This window comes from Gottfriedia luciferensis (assembly GCF_001712755.1).
In the GTDB taxonomy this organism is placed as follows: domain Bacteria; phylum Bacillota; class Bacilli; order Bacillales; family Bacillaceae_G; genus Gottfriedia; species Gottfriedia luciferensis_B.
The window spans coordinates 62,108-78,774 of the sequence record NZ_MDKC01000009.1; the positions used below are offsets into that span (position 1 = coordinate 62,108).

A 16,667-nucleotide genomic window follows, 5' to 3' on the forward strand; every position below is an offset into this window, starting at 1 on the left:
GATCATTTCTTTTGACATTTCACCATCGTAAATTTAAACGGAGGTTTACTTTCCATATTCTTATGTGGTTCAAGAATTTCGGAAACTTCGATGAGTCCATAGTTTCCAAATTCTTGTTTGATCGAGTCAGAATCATAAAAGAACATTTTTATCCCTTCCATTATTTCGAAGTAATCTTTATCTAGCTGTTTGCCCTTTCCAAACATTGGTGCATCCTTTGAAATCGTAGTAAAGATCATGTAGCCATTCGGCTTTAGCTGATTATAGCAATCTTTAATAAACTTCTCTCTCTCATGATCATTCAATAAGTGAATAAGTGCGTAACAAAATATACCGTCATAAAGCTTTTGGTCAAAAGGCATGTCTGTTACTGAACCATGAAAAATAGTAAAATTAATTCCATTTTGTCTTGCCAATTCAATCGCTGTTTTTGATATTTCAATACCTGTTACGTTTATTCCATTGTCAGTAAAAATCTTTGCGTTTCTACCATATCCAATCCCCGGAATCAATACATCCTTAACGTTCTTTTCAAGGAAAAAGTCCTTTGTTAAAATTGCAGAGTCTGAAGGTTCATACCCCCACATCATTTGATTTTCTATAAAACTCGATTCCCAAATTTCTGCCATATCTAAATCCCCTTTTAAAATCATTTAATCTACTTACCAACTTAAGTTAGATTATTGTGTTCAAAAAAAGAAAGACCAAAGGTCTTTCTTTTTTATTTCTATTTATGAAGCATTGCTCTTTGCCATTTCTTTATCTGATAAACGCTCGTTACCCATTAAGAAAATTGAAATCAATGCTAATCCTACTGGAACTAATGTCCAAAGGAATGTATGAGCAATTGATGTTGAAAACACGTCAGTAATTTTTGTCAGTATTGGCGCAGGAATCAATTTGGCAGCTTCAGGAGTAAAGGCCTGATTAATATTAGAGAAATTCTGAGGTGCGCCACTTTTTGCAAATGCATCAGCAATTTTATCTGTAAATACATTTCGTTGAATAACACCAAATACCGTAATACCTACTGTCATGCCTAGAGCACGAAGGAATGCGTTAGTTGAACTTGCAGAACCACGATTTTCATTATCAAAATGATGCATCGCAGACATACCAAGAACTGAGAACGATGCCCCTACACCAAATCCAACAATGATCATATAAACAATCACTTGGAATTTAGACGTATCAGGTGTTAAAGTACCTAAACAAATAATACCTACTAATAAAAGTACAACCGATCCAACCATGATATTACGATAACTAGTTTTATTTGCTAAAGCTCCACCAAATGCGGCAGAAATACTTACACTTACCATCATTGGTAATAAAACTAAACCAGAATTCGTAGCTGTTCCACCTTGAACAAACTGGATAAAGATTGGAATGTAAATTGTTGCAGCGATGAATGCCGCCCCATAAAATAATCCAACAAAGTTACTAGCAGCAAACAGACGATATTTAAACATACTAAACGAAATAATCGGTTCAGCAGCTTTCCGTTCAATGAATAAAAAGATAATAAGGAAAACAGCAAATCCAGCAAATAATCCAAGAATTTGAACTGAATCCCAAGCGTATTCTTTTCCACCTAGCTCAAGTGCAAACATTAAACAGATGATACTAATAACAAAAGTTGTTGCACCCCACCAGTCGATTTGTTGCTTCGTGTGGTTTTTTGATTCGATATAAAAATAACTAATTAGTCCAAGTGTTAAAAGTCCAAAAGGAATATTTATATAGAAAATATATCTCCAGTTAATATAATCTGTAATATAAGCACCAATTAATGGACCAAGAACGCTTGATAATCCAAAAACGGCACCAAAAATACCGCTCATTTTACCACGCTTTTCAACAGGAAACACATCCCAAATAATTGAAAAAGCAATTGGCATTAAAGCACTTCCACCAATACCTTGAATTGCACGGTAAATACTCAACTGAATAATCGAATTTGCTGTTCCACAAAGAATTGAACCTAAAATGAATAAAATAATTCCTAACATAAAAAATCTTTTTCTACCGTACATATCAGAAAGTTTACCGAAAATTGGCATCCCAGCCATTTCTGTAACTAAGTAAGCTGAAGTTACCCAAACAAATTTATCATAGCCACCTAAATCTTTTAATATTGTAGGCATCGCCGTAGAAACGATTGTGTTATCAAGGGAAGCGAAAAATATCCCAAGTAATAACGCAATCATAACAGGAACCAATTTTGTTTCCCTTTTTTGCATAACCATCTCTCCTTTTACATTTCAAGCATAAAAATTAATTTCAATACTGTATTCATAGCCTAACTTAAGTATTTGACTGACTTAAAAACGATATTCTTTCGAGACGCTTAGTCTAAAAAAAGAGCTAATCTTTGGCGATAATTAGCACAGCAATCAAAATCAGTCTCTATTAATGTATAAAATAGCATTACTTAATAGACCTAAACCTATTCCAATTCCAAAACCAAGAAATCCGCCTACGATTAAATGCGATGTAAAATAGCCTACACCTAAACCAATCGTTAATCCTAAAATTACAAAAGCAGCATAAAAAATTCCTACAGCTTCCTCATGTCTCATACTATATAATCATTCCTTCCATACAATTTAACTTCACATAAAGTAATAAATGTCACCATAAATACTTTAATTAATTTAAAGTTAATATAACATTGTTTCGTTACTTAAACAATATATAAATTTTAATTTATTATTTTATTTTTATTAAAAACAGTATTTTATATGTATATCATGCTACTTATTCAGTAACTTTATTGTATAAAAAGGAATACAACAACGTTACGTACAAAAATAACCCACAAAAACAAAACATTGTTGTGTTACCTTGGATACATTACTTAGGACCAGTCAGCCTCTTGTTCATTATCAATTTATAACAAAGACCAATTGCACTTATTAAGAAAAGCCAAGCTGCTAAATGAAACATAAATTGAATGTCAATTGATTCAAGTAAAGTTCCTACACCAATAATACAAATAGCTGTTACAAAAGAAGTCCAAAATAAGTAACTTCTATAAAAATCGGAAGAAGCGTTCATAAATAATTTCTTTTCAGCGATCTTGAATAACGCAGTAAATCCTCCAAATAAAACTTGCCCAATATAAACAATTTTTATATTATCGATCAAAGGAAGTGAAAAAAACAATAAACAACAAAATAATGAATGGAATATCATTAATAAAAATGGTGAAACCCGGTCAACGAATCTGCCACCAAAATATACAACGACACTTAAACTTAATGAAAAAAGTCCATATAATAAACTAAATACGTCATACGCATCTCCTATATTCCTTAAGAAGAGTACATAATATGGAAATACTAAAGAGCTGCTAAATCCAATAATACTAAGCAATGCAATTAAAAAACGGTTCATAGGATTACTCCCCATAATTTTCATAAAAAGTATTCATAAATACATTATTTGGATCAAACTCTCTTTTCTTATTGAAAAAATCTTGCGTTTTTGGATATGCTATTACCATCTGTTGCTTAGACTGATATGGATAATACGGTAAATAATAAGTTCCTCGATGCGCCAAAGTTAGATCAGTCCACTTTTGAATTACCTCTTTTGCATATTGAACAGAATCTTTATCTTTACCGTGTTGAATCAAAACAACGAAAGCAAACATATCATCTTTTGCATAATTCATGACTGTTTCATCATCTTTTTCAACGTAACGAATCGTGATATTTAATATATTTAAATTTTCATATTGCAAATATTCTCTAACATCATCAATGTAACGAGTAAATTCATTTACAGGCACAAAAAATTCCTGTAAAACTTGTGTATCTTGACGGTCATCGAATTCCATAAACTTACTTTCAGAACGCATGACATTATTACGTGTTTCATAGTTTCCATTTAGGGAGTGAATAAAGCGATATTGAAAATCCCAAAAAAGATCTTTACCAATATCCGAAGTTCTGGACATACCTAACGCAAGCTTCGGTAAAAAAGCGGAATGATCTTCCTTCAGCTCTTGATCTGAATCGGTCATTTTACGGGATGTTGCCGTATAATTAATTGCATAAACCTTGTCTAAAAAGCTATCTGGTGCTACAGAAATCCTAGCAATTTGCATTCTTGCATTTGGGTTTTCTAAAACGTTCTTCTTAAAATAATTTGGATATTTCTTATAGTCCATCGTTTTTGTTTCTACTCGATATAATTCATTATTTGTTAGTTGAAACTCTACTTCCAAAATAATTCCAAACAATCCATATCCACCTAATACATATGGGAATAATTCTTTATTCTCAGTGCGGCTTACTTTAATTACTTTCCCATCTGGTGTTAATAATGTAAACCAATTAACAGTACTAGCTAATGAGTGATTCCGAATGTCACGACCATGTGCGTTCACACTTAATGAACCACCTACTGAGAATATCTCTTGTGACTGAGTTACCTTTAAGGCAAGATGATAAGGATTAATCGCTTTTTGTACATCTCCCCATGTTGCACCACTTTGAACAATTACTGTCTTCTGAACGGGATCCACTTTTTCAACCTTATTAAATGTTTTTAAATCAATCACCACACCATCTTTATAATATGTATGACCTCCTTGACTATGTCGCTCGCCCGCAATTGAAACTGTCTTACCTTGTTTTTTTGCATCGATTACAATTTTCTTTAATTGATCTACTTCCTTTCCTTTGACTATACGATCAATTTTAGTAGGAAGAAGATGGCCAACATCATCAATTACTCCATGCCTTAATGGTGCAGGTTTATTCCACAGTGTATGTAAAACTGTCACAAACACGGTTAAGAGGAGTATTCCTACAAATATTCTTTTCCCCAAGTTCTTTTCCTCCTAATAGAAAAAATAATTTTAAGCGTTAAAAAAGACGTGCTTACACTAATGTATACACGTCTTCTATTACAATCTGCTTATTCAATATGGATATTAACTAAACCAACCAATCATTCGATTTACGTCTTTTTCATCTAAATGTCTTATCTGATACGTACGACCAAATTGGCTTGAAAGAATTGTAATGTATATAGATTTTAGTTTTACTCTTTTTTGAAGGAAACTTTGTTCACCGATCAATACTTGTATTCGCTCTTTTGGTAAAATCGCGGTTGTTCTTGATAAATAACCAGATTGAATGATCACAGTTCGATCTAATAATGTATAGCCTGCATTTCTAAATCCTAATTCCCCAATAAATATACCGATTAAAACAATGCCATAAACCCAGAAGTGAATAAATGGAAGTAATACAATTCCACTTGCTATTAGAAGAAACGTAATAATCATTCTTGAATAATACGTTTTTCGGGCTCTTTTTGGTGCTCGGTTTGTTATTTCATCATAGTTAATAGAAGGAATAAAATTTTTTAGGAATAAGTGGACATCCTTCGTTTTAATAAATGGATGTAGAACATGTCTACCTTGCTCCTGCTTATCCCCCATTCCAACAGCTTCGACGTAAACTGTAGAATAACCAAATAATTGGCGAATGATGCCTTCTTTTATAACTACTCCTTGAATTCGTTTTAACGAAACCGTAAATTCATTTTTTTCGAATAACCCTCTTGTAATAATTATTCGATCATCTTTTCTTTGGACAGTAAAGTTTGCAAATTTCAATATGTATCGAATGGTTGAAAAAATTAGGGAAAGTAATAAACTACCTAAAAATACAATAAAAAACATCATGTAAGTGAATGTTTGTATTTGATTATATATTGCCACATAAATACTATGTGGAAGTAAATCCTCGATTTGTGAAAATAATGATGCTAAAACGGCAAAAGCTAGTCCAACTTCAAAAGAAGTGATGCCAGCTAAAAAAAGTTTTCTCGTTTCAATTGTTAAACTTATATCTACTAAAGGTACTGCTTGTACACTATTTTCCTCAGCTACAACCAAACCTACTTTTTTCTTTTTAGAGTTTAATACTTCATTTTTTAATGAAAGTGCCACTTCCTTAGGTATTGCATTTAATATACCTTCAGCTTTTTTTCCACCAGCTGTCTCAATTCGTACGCTCACCACATTAAAAAGCTGTTGAACAAATCCAGCATTAATTGAAAATGACTGAATACGTTCTTTTTGAATAAATGTATTTTCGATTACAAATAATCCCGAACGAATTCTAAATTCATCTTCAGTTATATAGTAGGTAAATCGATACCATTTTATGATTGCCGAAGCAACTGGAAAAACAATCAGAACAGCAGCAAACAAATATTGAAACATTGACCCTTTACCACCTGAAACTAAAAGTATAATAAGTGGTATTAGTACGTTTTTAATTTGCTCTAAAAATACGGTAAGTATATAAGCTGGATGTTGTCTTTTTGGCTCATACATCGTCATCACTGATCCTTGCTAAGTAGATAATTTTATCTCTAAGCTTTTCTGCGATATGGTGTTCTAAGCCTTCAATTTCATGTGTGGTAGCAGCCGTGGAAATATTCACTGTAGATAAACCGTATCGACGCAGTAGTGGTCCTACTTCTGTCGTAACGTGTTGAACTCTGACCATAGGAATTACAATTCGTTTAATAACAAATATTCCTTTTTGAATTTCTAACTCATTTTCATAAATCTCATATGCGGTATATTTCAATTTAAGAGTAGGTAAAAATAAAGTTAAAAAAATAATTAACGCTATAACGACACCGATTATAATCATTAAAATAAAGAAGGGAAGTGAAAAATATCTCATAAGAAAATAATAGATAATTGGTAAAGCAACTAAAGAGATACTGCTAAGTAGCGATGTAATTCTCCATACTGACCTCATTTTAGGTGATGGTCTTTGTGATGGATTTGCTCTCATTTAATCACCTTTTCTATCTCATTAATCTATCACTTACTATATCATACCATGAGACAAACTATTCACAAACCTCCTATTTATCGACAAAGTTAAAAAAAGGTAATTTTCCCCATAATTGATGAAAAAATAATCATTTAACTAAGCAAATATCTTTAAGCTGATTAATCAATAAAAAAAGGTTAACTCATAGAGTCTAACGTACAAAGACTTATGAGTAACCCTATTTCAATCGTAATAAATAGTTTCAGATTCTCTAAAATTTACAATTACCTTAGCTTGTCCTTCTACAATCTTAGCAAATTCATCCATCGTAGTGTCATACTTAATATAGATTCTAGGTAAAAGATAGACTTCATTCTTTGTACCCTTTTCAAGATAATATTTCGGATCTGTCGCTACTGCAAATTTATAGTACTTTTTTGTTTCCTCAATTACTTTATCATTATGATAACCATAAGGATAAGAGAGCGCGATCACATCTTTTCCGGTGATTGATTGGATCTTATCTTTGGAACCTTTCAACTCATGCTTATAATCATCTATTTTCCTTAAATCCGGATGGGTTGCAGTGTGCGATTGGATTGAAAACATCCCTGAATCAGACATCTTTTTTAAGTCCGTGCTAGAAAGTCGATCCGGCCATCCAATATAATCAGATATCGCAAATATAGTTGCTCTTGGTGTAAACGTATCCGATTTCAATTTTTGAAAGATTTTTAACACATTTAAGTTATTTTTATAACCGTCATCAATTGTAATAAAGATCGGTTTCTTTACGTTATTACGGTCTCCCCATTGTTCAAAAGTTAAAGGCGTAAAGCCATGATCACGTAAATAAATCATTTGTTTTTCGAAATTCTCTGGTGAAACAAATAAATCCCTTACTCCATGACCCGTAAACTCATCGATATTATGATAAATTAAAATTGGAATTTTGTCTGCAGCATGTGTCTTTTCTGGTAACTGCATCCACAAAAATAGACATAGAAAAAATAAAGTTATCTTTCGCATATAAATCCTCCCTTTATCTTTTTACTATTTAGTGTTCCAATTTCCATTTTATCTATCATTATTTATAGTAATTTTATACTAATTGAAAAAATTATTTTACCTACGATTTAACTATACAATGATGCTTAACTTGTCTATTAATAAATTAAAGCCCATTACTCATAATGTAGTAACGGGCCTTTCTATTTAGTGGTTCATTTTAGAAGGGTCAATTTGGTTGAATGTTCCTTCAATCGGATTGATATCAAAAGCCTGACCGAATCCAGCGATAAATCGACCTTCTATTGGTGTAAGCTTGAATAACGACAGATCAATTCCTCTTAAAACCTCAATCATCTGATCTCCATGATTTTTTACAAACTTTTCAAATATGTGCTCTTTGTCCACATTGCCCACGAATTCAGGAGTACATTTATATCGAATTCGCTCTCTTGTAAATAATATTGGAGAAGTTGCTTCGTCTGCAATAATCATGATACTTATAAACTTATTGTTTTCTAAATGTTGAAAATGAGCTGCGATCTTACTAATGAAAATATAGAAGTTACCTTCGTAGATGACAAAAGGTGAATAACTAATATGCGGATCCCCTTTATGATCCATTGAATTGATCATCAACGTTTTACATTCAGATTGAAGTTTTTCATATATTTTAAATTGAACTTCTAATTGTTTTTCCATAAGCATCTCCCTTAAAGAAAATATTCCCCTAAAATTTCATGATAATAATCATCATTATCAATTATATTTCCAGAATTTTAAATCAAAATTAAAGAGCCTTAGTTACAGTTAAGGCCCTTCTATATCAAAGTTTTAGAGAGCTTTTACTCCCTTTTGACCATTCATTTGAAGAAGTGATTTGTTTATTCATATCATCCTCTTCAATCAATGTCTATGTTCGTCAATATTTACATTTTTATAGTATAAAAGCTCAAATTATTTCCGTGAAAATATTTTGGGACTTCGTTTTCATTTGTGTTCTACTTGTTTTGATAAAATACTTCTTTATTCATCTACCCCACACCAATCTAGTAAAGTGTAGGCAATTACCTCCGCACAACGAAATAATTCATCTAGATCAATGTATTCATTTGGATAATGTGCAACCTTTGTTTCCCCTGGTCCAAACACAATCGTAGGTATTTGTTTGATTTGTGTAAATAATCCACCGTCCGTCCCCCATGGAGAAGCTTCAATAATCGGTTCATTTTTATAAACATAACGATAAGATTTCTTGAGAGATTCCATAAATGGATGCTCAAGATCGATACTACCTGGTAACCATCTTGCTCCGAAAAATTCAATCTCAACCGGATTTTCAATAAACCAATCATCTATTAATGAGAGTGTTTTAAGCCACCTCGTTATTTCAAGTTTAGCTTCTTCAATTGTTTCATTTGGTGAAACACCTAGTCTTCCCTCAAGAGTAACTAAATCGGAGACTGAGGAGGGCCAAGTACCCCCATTTATTTTTCCGATATTAATTGGTATTGGAATTGGCACATTTTTGTAAAGTGGATCATCTAGTAGTCTTGTATTTCGAACTTTTTCTAATTGATTTATATGATTTATAACCATTATACTTTTTTCAATTGCACTAACTCCTTCATACCTCGTTCCACCGTGGGCAACTTTACCTTTTACTTTTATTCGAAACCAAACACTGCCTTGTTGTTTCGGAAATATTTTCATTTTAGTTGGTTCTGGAATAAGGACAGCATCTGCAACGTATCCCCGTAATATTGTTGCTAGCGTACCTGCCCCTCCGCTTTCTTCCTCAATAACACTTTCAAAATAGATATCGCCTTTAAGTGGAATATTACATTTTTTTATTGCCTCAATCGCAAATAATGCAGCAACATTTCCACCCTTCATATCTGTTGATCCCCTACCAAATAAGCGATTTCCTACGATTGCACCACTATACGGATGGCGCTCCCAACCACTTATTTCACCTTCAGGAACCACATCAATATGTCCATTTAATATAATCGATCGACCATTTCCTGTTCCCTTTAGAATTGCAACGATATTCGGACTATCTTCAAATGAAGTTCGTTCTGAAATAAAATAGGATGATTTTGTTAATTCCTCAATTGTCGGCTCAAAACGATCAATTACTAATCCAAGATTCTGTAAATAATTTGAAACAATTTTTTGAGCAGCAGCTTCATTTCCTGAAACACTTTTTTCACGAACAAGATTCTGAAGTAATTCAATTGCCTTGTTCTTATTTTTTTGAATGTAGTCATTAATTTTAGCTTTCAAATCCAATTTTGATCACTCCCAACGATGAACAACAACATTTGGGTTCACAAATAGTGGAGCACCAGTTTTCTCAATCACATCGCTGACTAAATATGGAGACATTACTTCATTTAACCAAAGCTCTCCACTTTCTTTTTTAACTTCAATTACGGCCATTTCAGTAATGATTAAATCTACGCAACTTGGAGATGTAAGAGGAAGTGTACAATCAGAGACTATTTTTGGGTCACCATTTTTATTAGTATGGTTCATTAAAACAATTACTTTTTTTGATTTTTGAGCTAAGTCCATTGCTCCACCAATTCCTGGCACTCTTTTACCAGGAACAATCCAATTTGCTAAATCACCATTTTTACTAACTTCAAGAGCACCTAGTACTGTTAAATCTAATAAACCTTTTCGAATAATCGCAAAGGCTATGCTGCTATCAAAATAACTAGAACCTGGAATTAATGTTACAGGTAATCCTGCAGCATTACATAAATTCTCATCTTCTTCACCCTTTTGTGGAGTAGGACCTAAACCTAACACGCCATTTTCTGCATGGAACATTACTTGGCAATCATCTGGTAAGTAATTTGGGATAAGTGAAGGAATTCCAATCCCAAGATTCACTATCATACCGCTCTTTACTTCTTTTGCTGCACGCTTTGCCATTATTTCCCTAGGATTTATTTTTCCCAAACCCACTTCCAATTCACCCCTTCCGATTGAACGATGTGGTTTACAAAAGCGCCAGGTACGATAATTTCTTCAGGTTCTAATGCTCCTAAAGGAACAATTTCATCAACTTCGGCAATAGTGATTTTTCCGGCCATTGCTACATAAGGATTCGTATTGCGAGCACTTTTATCAAAAACTAAATTCCCAAAAGGATCTGCTTTCTTCGCATATACAATTGAAACATCTGAAATGAGAGGAGTTTCAACTAAATACTCTTTTCCAAATACATTCACCCTCTGTTTATCAACATCTATTACACTATCAATCCCTATATCTACTAAAACGCCACCTAATCCAACTCCACCCGCTCGTATCCGTTCGATAAAAGTACCTTGAGGGCTGAACTCTATTTCTAACGTACCATCTGTCATTTGCTTTCCAGCATTCGGATTTGATCCGATATGCGTTGTAATCATTTTTTTTACTCTTTTAGCCGTCACTAATTGTCCGATCCCAACATCAGGAAAACCCGTATCATTTCCAATTAGAGTAAGATCTTTCACACCTTTCTCTAAAATGCTCCTTATTAATGTTGGTGGATTACCGATTCCTCCAAACCCACCGAACATTAACACCATATCATCTTTAAAATAAAGCAAAGCTTCTTCAATACTAATGATTTTCCCGAAAGTATTGATTGCCATTATTTAATCTCCTTTGCTTCTTGATTTAGCTCATTAAATACTTCCTTCAATAAAGTTAGCAATTCATTTACTTGCGCATCAGTAATGACTAAAGGTGGAGAAAGCAAGAAACTATTTTCAGATCTTCCATATGGACCACTAACAGATGGATACAGTAATAATCCATGATTTTTGGCAATCTCAATTACACGATTTGTTACACTTTTACAATCAAACAGATCATCATTTATTTCAATACCGATCAGTAGTCCTTCACCCCTGACATCGAAAAGAAAAGGATACTCTTTCTGCCATTCTTTTAGTTTTAATTTAATCTTTTCACCTTGTATTTTAGAATTTTGTACTAATCCGTTTTTTTCGACATAGTTTAAAACGGCTAAAGCTATACTTGCAGAAAGAGGATTCGCACTAAACGTATGTCCACTCATAACAAGTCGACTGCCTTCTAAAATTGGTTGCATTACACGATCACTTGCGATTGCTGCAGCAATAGGCGTATAACCAGCCGCCAATCCCTTACCAAGGACTAATAAATCGGGTACACAACTCCAATGGTTCATTCCGAACATTTCTCCAGTTCTACCTATTCCCGTCATTACTTCGTCCGCAATAAGTAGGACATCGTGTTTATCACAAATTTCTTTAATTTTTTCATAATATCCTTTTGGAGGAGTTAACGCAGCTCCTGCCGCACCAACAATAGGTTCAGCTATAAATGCTGCCACATTTTCCGAACCCAATTTCTGAATTGTACGATCAAGTGCAGTCGCACAAAGTAACCCACAACTTTCAGGCTCTAATTCAAATGGGCACCTTTTGCAATACGGCGCTTCAACCATAGGATAATCCTCTAGTAAACTAGTAAAACGTTTCCTCCTTAAAGGGTGCCCTGACATAGATAAAGATCCGATGGTGATACCATGGTAGCTCATGCTTCTTGATATAATCTTCGTTTTCGTATGAATTCCTCTTTCTTGAAAATGCTGTATTGCCATTTTCATAGCTGTTTCAGTTGCTTCAGTACCACTATTAACAAAAAAACTCCAGTTTAAATCCCCAGGTGTTAGCTGAGCTATTTTTTCAGCTAATTGTTCTGCCGCCTCACTCGTAAACTGTGATCTATAAACAAATGCCACTTTAGAGGCCTGTTTTACCATTTCATCAATTATTTCCTTAACACCATGACCAATACTTGCCGCAACTGCACCTGAAGAACCATCAATATATTTCTTTCCTTGCTTGTCCCATAGGTAGATAGTTTCTCCTCGATCAATTGTCGGATAACAATCACCTACAAGTGGTTTTATTAAATAATCCCTTTTAGTCATACTATCCCACCATCTTTCACTTAGATCTCATTACTATATATATAGTTGAAAGCGCATGAAGTTAGACTAATGAAAAACAATAGGGTTTACTTCGAATAAAATTATGAGGTGTATAGAAGCAAGATTGAAATATTAACGAGGCGTAAAACAATTTAGTATTATTAAAAATTGAAAAGCAAATAACAAATAGAAAAGGTTTAAATTAATTTAAATAAAGCTACGCTAAATTTAAATGTTGATTGCAACTGAAAAAGACCACAAAAATGTGGTCTTACTTTACTTTATGTAACGAACAATTGCGTTAGCCGACCATGGATTAATAATTACCTCAGTCCATGGAAGTTTATAACTTACTTCAATAGTTGTCGAAGAAACATCTACAAAAATTTCACCATTTCAAAATGTTCCACTGTTGGAAATGGGTCGTAAAAATGATGAAGCTGCTTTTTCCAATCTTGGTATTCATTAGATTGCCTAAATCCAATTGTATGGTCCTCCAATGTTTCCCACTGCACCAATAATAGATATTTCCCTTTTGTTTCCATGCATCGTTGTAATTCATGAGACATGTACCCTTTCATAGAAGAAATAATTTTTGATGCTTCTCGAAAAGCTTCTTCATATTGTTCCTCCATACCTTCCTTAACATATAGCATAGCAGCTTCCAATACCATTTAATCACCCCTAATTATTTTGATCTGACTTTATATTATTCGGCAAAACTTTAATCTCCACCTTTAAGTGTAATTAATCCACTAATCTACTAATTAGTTGAATAACAAAAACAACATTATTCTTTAATACAGAACAAAATAAAAAGAGCTTCGAGAAAATTACCTCTCTTAGCTCTTTTTTCTATCATCATTTAAGCAGTCTCTATGAACAGCTTCTGTTATTTTTTATTTCCGAATTTCATCATTAAATAATAACTTACTTTAGGGAATACTGAATAAACTTTTGCTCCAAATCCCATCCATGAAGGTAAATCGATTTCATGAACATTTTTTCCAATTAAAGAAATAACTTTCGAAGCAACTTTTTCAGGGTCTAGCATCATTTTTCGAACAGATTTTGCGTACGATCCTGACTCATCTGCTATATCAAAAAACGGTGTATCCATTGGACCTGGATTTATATTCGTAATATAGATACCGTCTTTTTCAACTTCTTGTCTTAAGGCATTGCTGAAACCTAGTACTGCATGCTTAGAACCTGCATATGCTGCAGCCTTCGAAGTTGCAATCTTACCAGCTAAAGAAGCGATATTAATAATATGCCCCTTCCCTTTCAGCTTCATAGACGTAAGGGCAAGCTTTGAACAAATCATGACTCCAAATACATTGACATCAAACATTTGCTTCATATCTTGAAGTGACATTTGTTCAACCGTTTGAAATAGACCATACCCTGCATTATTTATTAAAACATCGATTCCATCAAATTGTTCCTCGATCTGGTGAAATGCATCGTATACTGCATTTTCATCTGTCACATCTACAACAAAATAATGACATTTAACTGGAAAATCTTCTTGTATTTTTGCCTTTAAGTTTTTTAGCTCTGTTTCTCTTCTAGCAATTAAGACGATATTAGCGCCTTGTTTTGCTGCAGTTAAAGCTAAATCTTTCCCAAGACCACTAGAAGCACCTGTTATTACTACCGTTTGGTTACTTAACCTCAAAAATTCCCACCTCTATTATTGACTGACTGAATGCTCATTCGTTTTATACTCAAGTATACCATCATTTCGTTCATTTAAACTAATAAAACCTAAGTTTTCCAGATAGTCTAATTGACCAATTGTTTCAGATATAGTAAGTGAAAGTTGCTTTTGATAAACCTTTGGAAATAACATTTGGCAAACTTCATATGCAGTTAACGGTTGTTTTTTAATCATTTCATATACTTTTTCAGCTCTAGCTTTTTGCTTTTCTAATCTACTTTTTACTAACCCTTTAATATCGATAACTGGTTCACCATGTCCAGTATATAATTTTGTAATCGGAAGTTCTGCTATTCTTTGTAAAGAGTGATTGTATTGTAATAATGGTTTTACACGTTCGGTTTCACCATTTAATGGAGGCTCTATGATTGGGTTTGACGAAACTTTATCTAATAATAAATCTCCTCCAAATGCAATGCCATCATCCTCACTAATTAAAGAAATGTGAGAAGTTGCATGACCAGGTGTGTACAATACTTTCAACCCAAAAATACTATCAATTCGATCGCCTTCATCGATCGTATGAGTTAAAGAACGAATACTAGTATATGGCATTTTCTCTGTTGTTCGTGGCATTCTTTGTACATATTCTTGTGGTACACCGTATAATAGCGCATTTTCAATAAAATACTCATTATAGTAATTTAAAAATGATTCGTCCTGGGTTAAATATGGAATATTTCGTTCATGACCTAATATTTTTACATCCTCATTAAACTCCTCTAATAGTCCTGCATGGTCTGGATGATGATGAGTTAAAATGACTTGTTCAATATCTTCTAATTTATACCCTAATTTATCTAATTCACTTTTAAGTGCATCTAATGTATCTGGAGTATTCGTTCCTGTATCAATTAAAGTCAATAAATCTCCTTCAACTAAAAAAACATTTACAGTATTCATTGCATACGGTACCGGGAGTGTAATTTGGTGAATCTTATCTTCAGGGATCATACTTATTCCTCCTTATCTGAATCTTCTTACAGTTAATTCTAATATACATTTAAAAAAATAAAAACAAAGATGATTAGAATTTTACATTAATGTAAAGACAGAATCTAGAATGTACAGAAAACACGGGGACGGAAAAGGAATTAATCGTTACAAAACTTAGAAAAATTTCCTAATTACTTCTTTTCTCATTAAAATTTTCCCTTCAACTAAAAATTATTTAAAAATATTTTTGAAAAATTATATAAAAGTAATATGTCAACAAGGAATATAGCATTTATTTCTCTAATATAAATATCTATTACAATAGAGGTGAGGTGAATGTAATGTTTCTAGGCAAAGTTGCGTTTATTGGTGCAGGTAGTATTTCAGAAGCATTAATTGCAGGGTTAATAGATAGTGGGTATATTGAGAGTGATCAAATTGCGATCACTAATAGGGAGGATTTAGAGCGTTTAGATAGTTTACATACAAAATACGGTGTATTAGCTACTACTAACCGTCAGTTAGCAATCTCTGGTTCAAGTGTAGTTTTTTTAGCGATGAAACCTAAAGATGTTACAGTCGCTCTTGATCAAATTAAAAGTTTTTTCAATGAAAAACAATTAATTATTTCCTTAGTAGCAGGTGTTACAATCAATACAATTAAACAGTTACTAGGAAATGAAAATCTGAATATTGTTCGTGCAATGCCTACTACGTCTTCACTCGTTAGGAAATCTGCTACAGCACTTGCTTATCCAGATGAAGTTCCTTTTGAAAAAGTGCAAACAGCAAAAAGATTATTTGAGCGTGTTGGTATTGTCGCTAAAGTTGAAGAAGACGAATTACATGCTATGACTGGATTATTTGGTAGTGGTCCTGCCTATATATATTATGTCATCGAACAATTTGAACGAGCTGCAATGGCACTAGGGATCCATCGTGATATTGCCAAGCCATTTATTCAACAAACTTTAATGGGCTCGATTTCAATGCTTCAAGAAACGAATAAATCTCCATTGACATTGAGAAAGAAAGTTACAAGCCCAAATGGCACTACTCAAGCTGGAATATCTGTTCTTGAAGACCGTGAAGTTGCTAATTCATTTTTAAATTGCTTTATTGAAGCAACTGTTCGATCACGTGAGATCCAAGAGGAATATGAAAAAATTAATAAAATTTAATCTGCTTGTCATGACTCTCT

General features: G+C 33.1%; 17 protein-coding genes. 1 reads left to right on the forward strand and 16 read right to left on the reverse strand.

Annotated elements, in window-relative coordinates:
* Positions 1 to 2: 2 nt before the first annotated feature.
* The 16 genes from BED47_RS09110 to BED47_RS09185 all read right to left on the reverse strand — a co-directional run bounded on the left by BED47_RS09110 (position 3) and on the right by BED47_RS09185 (position 15,484).
* On the reverse strand, positions 3 to 629 hold the full coding sequence (locus tag BED47_RS09110) for a class I SAM-dependent methyltransferase (RefSeq protein WP_069033423.1): 627 nt from the start codon (positions 627 to 629) through the stop codon (positions 3 to 5).
* A 102-nt stretch (positions 630 to 731) separates the two neighbouring features.
* Entirely contained in the window at positions 732 to 2,243 is a 1,512-nt protein-coding gene (locus BED47_RS09115) for an MDR family MFS transporter (RefSeq protein ID WP_069033424.1), read from the reverse strand.
* 159 nt (positions 2,244 to 2,402) lie between these two features.
* The gene (locus tag BED47_RS09120; RefSeq protein ID WP_069033425.1) at positions 2,403 to 2,582 is read right to left on the reverse strand and encodes a hypothetical protein; all 180 of its coding nucleotides are present in this window, start codon (positions 2,580 to 2,582) and stop codon (positions 2,403 to 2,405) included.
* A 274-nt stretch (positions 2,583 to 2,856) separates the two neighbouring features.
* The gene (locus BED47_RS09125) at positions 2,857 to 3,399 is read right to left on the reverse strand and encodes a hypothetical protein (protein ID WP_069033426.1); all 543 of its coding nucleotides are present in this window, start codon (positions 3,397 to 3,399) and stop codon (positions 2,857 to 2,859) included.
* A gap of 4 nt (positions 3,400 to 3,403) precedes the next feature.
* Positions 3,404 to 4,840: an FAD-binding oxidoreductase gene (locus BED47_RS09130; RefSeq protein ID WP_069033427.1), complete on the reverse strand. Its 1,437-nt coding sequence runs from the start codon at positions 4,838 to 4,840 to the stop codon at positions 3,404 to 3,406.
* 105 nt (positions 4,841 to 4,945) lie between these two features.
* Positions 4,946 to 6,361 (reverse strand): PH domain-containing protein, encoded by a 1,416-nt coding sequence (locus tag BED47_RS09135; RefSeq protein WP_069033428.1) that lies wholly within the window; start codon positions 6,359 to 6,361, stop codon positions 4,946 to 4,948.
* Entirely contained in the window at positions 6,354 to 6,833 is a 480-nt protein-coding gene (locus tag BED47_RS09140) for a PH domain-containing protein (RefSeq protein WP_069033429.1), read from the reverse strand. The genes BED47_RS09135 and BED47_RS09140 overlap by 8 nt, the downstream gene beginning before the upstream one ends.
* Before the next feature lie 225 nt (positions 6,834 to 7,058).
* Entirely contained in the window at positions 7,059 to 7,844 is a 786-nt protein-coding gene (locus BED47_RS09145; RefSeq protein WP_069033430.1) for a polysaccharide deacetylase family protein, read from the reverse strand.
* A 186-nt stretch (positions 7,845 to 8,030) separates the two neighbouring features.
* Positions 8,031 to 8,525: a HugZ family protein gene (locus BED47_RS09150; RefSeq protein WP_069033431.1), complete on the reverse strand. Its 495-nt coding sequence runs from the start codon at positions 8,523 to 8,525 to the stop codon at positions 8,031 to 8,033.
* Between the two features lie 324 nt (positions 8,526 to 8,849).
* Positions 8,850 to 10,118 (reverse strand): peptidase, encoded by a 1,269-nt coding sequence (locus BED47_RS09155; protein ID WP_069033432.1) that lies wholly within the window; start codon positions 10,116 to 10,118, stop codon positions 8,850 to 8,852.
* 6 nt (positions 10,119 to 10,124) lie between these two features.
* Positions 10,125 to 10,769 (reverse strand): 3-oxoacid CoA-transferase subunit B, encoded by a 645-nt coding sequence (locus BED47_RS09160; RefSeq protein ID WP_439097777.1) that lies wholly within the window; start codon positions 10,767 to 10,769, stop codon positions 10,125 to 10,127.
* 14 nt (positions 10,770 to 10,783) lie between these two features.
* On the reverse strand, positions 10,784 to 11,413 hold the full coding sequence (locus BED47_RS09165; protein WP_286133816.1) for a CoA transferase subunit A: 630 nt from the start codon (positions 11,411 to 11,413) through the stop codon (positions 10,784 to 10,786).
* A 65-nt stretch (positions 11,414 to 11,478) separates the two neighbouring features.
* Complete coding sequence (locus BED47_RS09170; RefSeq protein ID WP_069033435.1) at positions 11,479 to 12,807, reverse strand: aspartate aminotransferase family protein; 1,329 nt, start codon at positions 12,805 to 12,807, stop codon at positions 11,479 to 11,481.
* Positions 12,808 to 13,184: 377 nt separating this feature from the next.
* Positions 13,185 to 13,481 (reverse strand): antibiotic biosynthesis monooxygenase family protein, encoded by a 297-nt coding sequence (locus BED47_RS09175; protein ID WP_069033436.1) that lies wholly within the window; start codon positions 13,479 to 13,481, stop codon positions 13,185 to 13,187.
* 218 nt (positions 13,482 to 13,699) lie between these two features.
* Complete coding sequence (locus BED47_RS09180) at positions 13,700 to 14,488, reverse strand: SDR family NAD(P)-dependent oxidoreductase (RefSeq protein WP_069033437.1); 789 nt, start codon at positions 14,486 to 14,488, stop codon at positions 13,700 to 13,702.
* A 15-nt stretch (positions 14,489 to 14,503) separates the two neighbouring features.
* Positions 14,504 to 15,484 carry an MBL fold metallo-hydrolase gene (locus BED47_RS09185; protein WP_069033438.1) on the reverse strand — a complete coding sequence of 327 codons (981 nt, stop codon included), beginning with the start codon at positions 15,482 to 15,484 and terminating at the stop codon, positions 14,504 to 14,506.
* Positions 15,485 to 15,807: 323 nt separating this feature from the next.
* On the opposite strand from BED47_RS09185, the gene proC reads away from it, so the two are divergent.
* Entirely contained in the window at positions 15,808 to 16,647 is an 840-nt protein-coding gene (proC, locus tag BED47_RS09190; RefSeq protein WP_069033439.1) for a pyrroline-5-carboxylate reductase, read from the forward strand.
* The last annotated feature ends 20 nt before the right edge of the window (positions 16,648 to 16,667 follow it).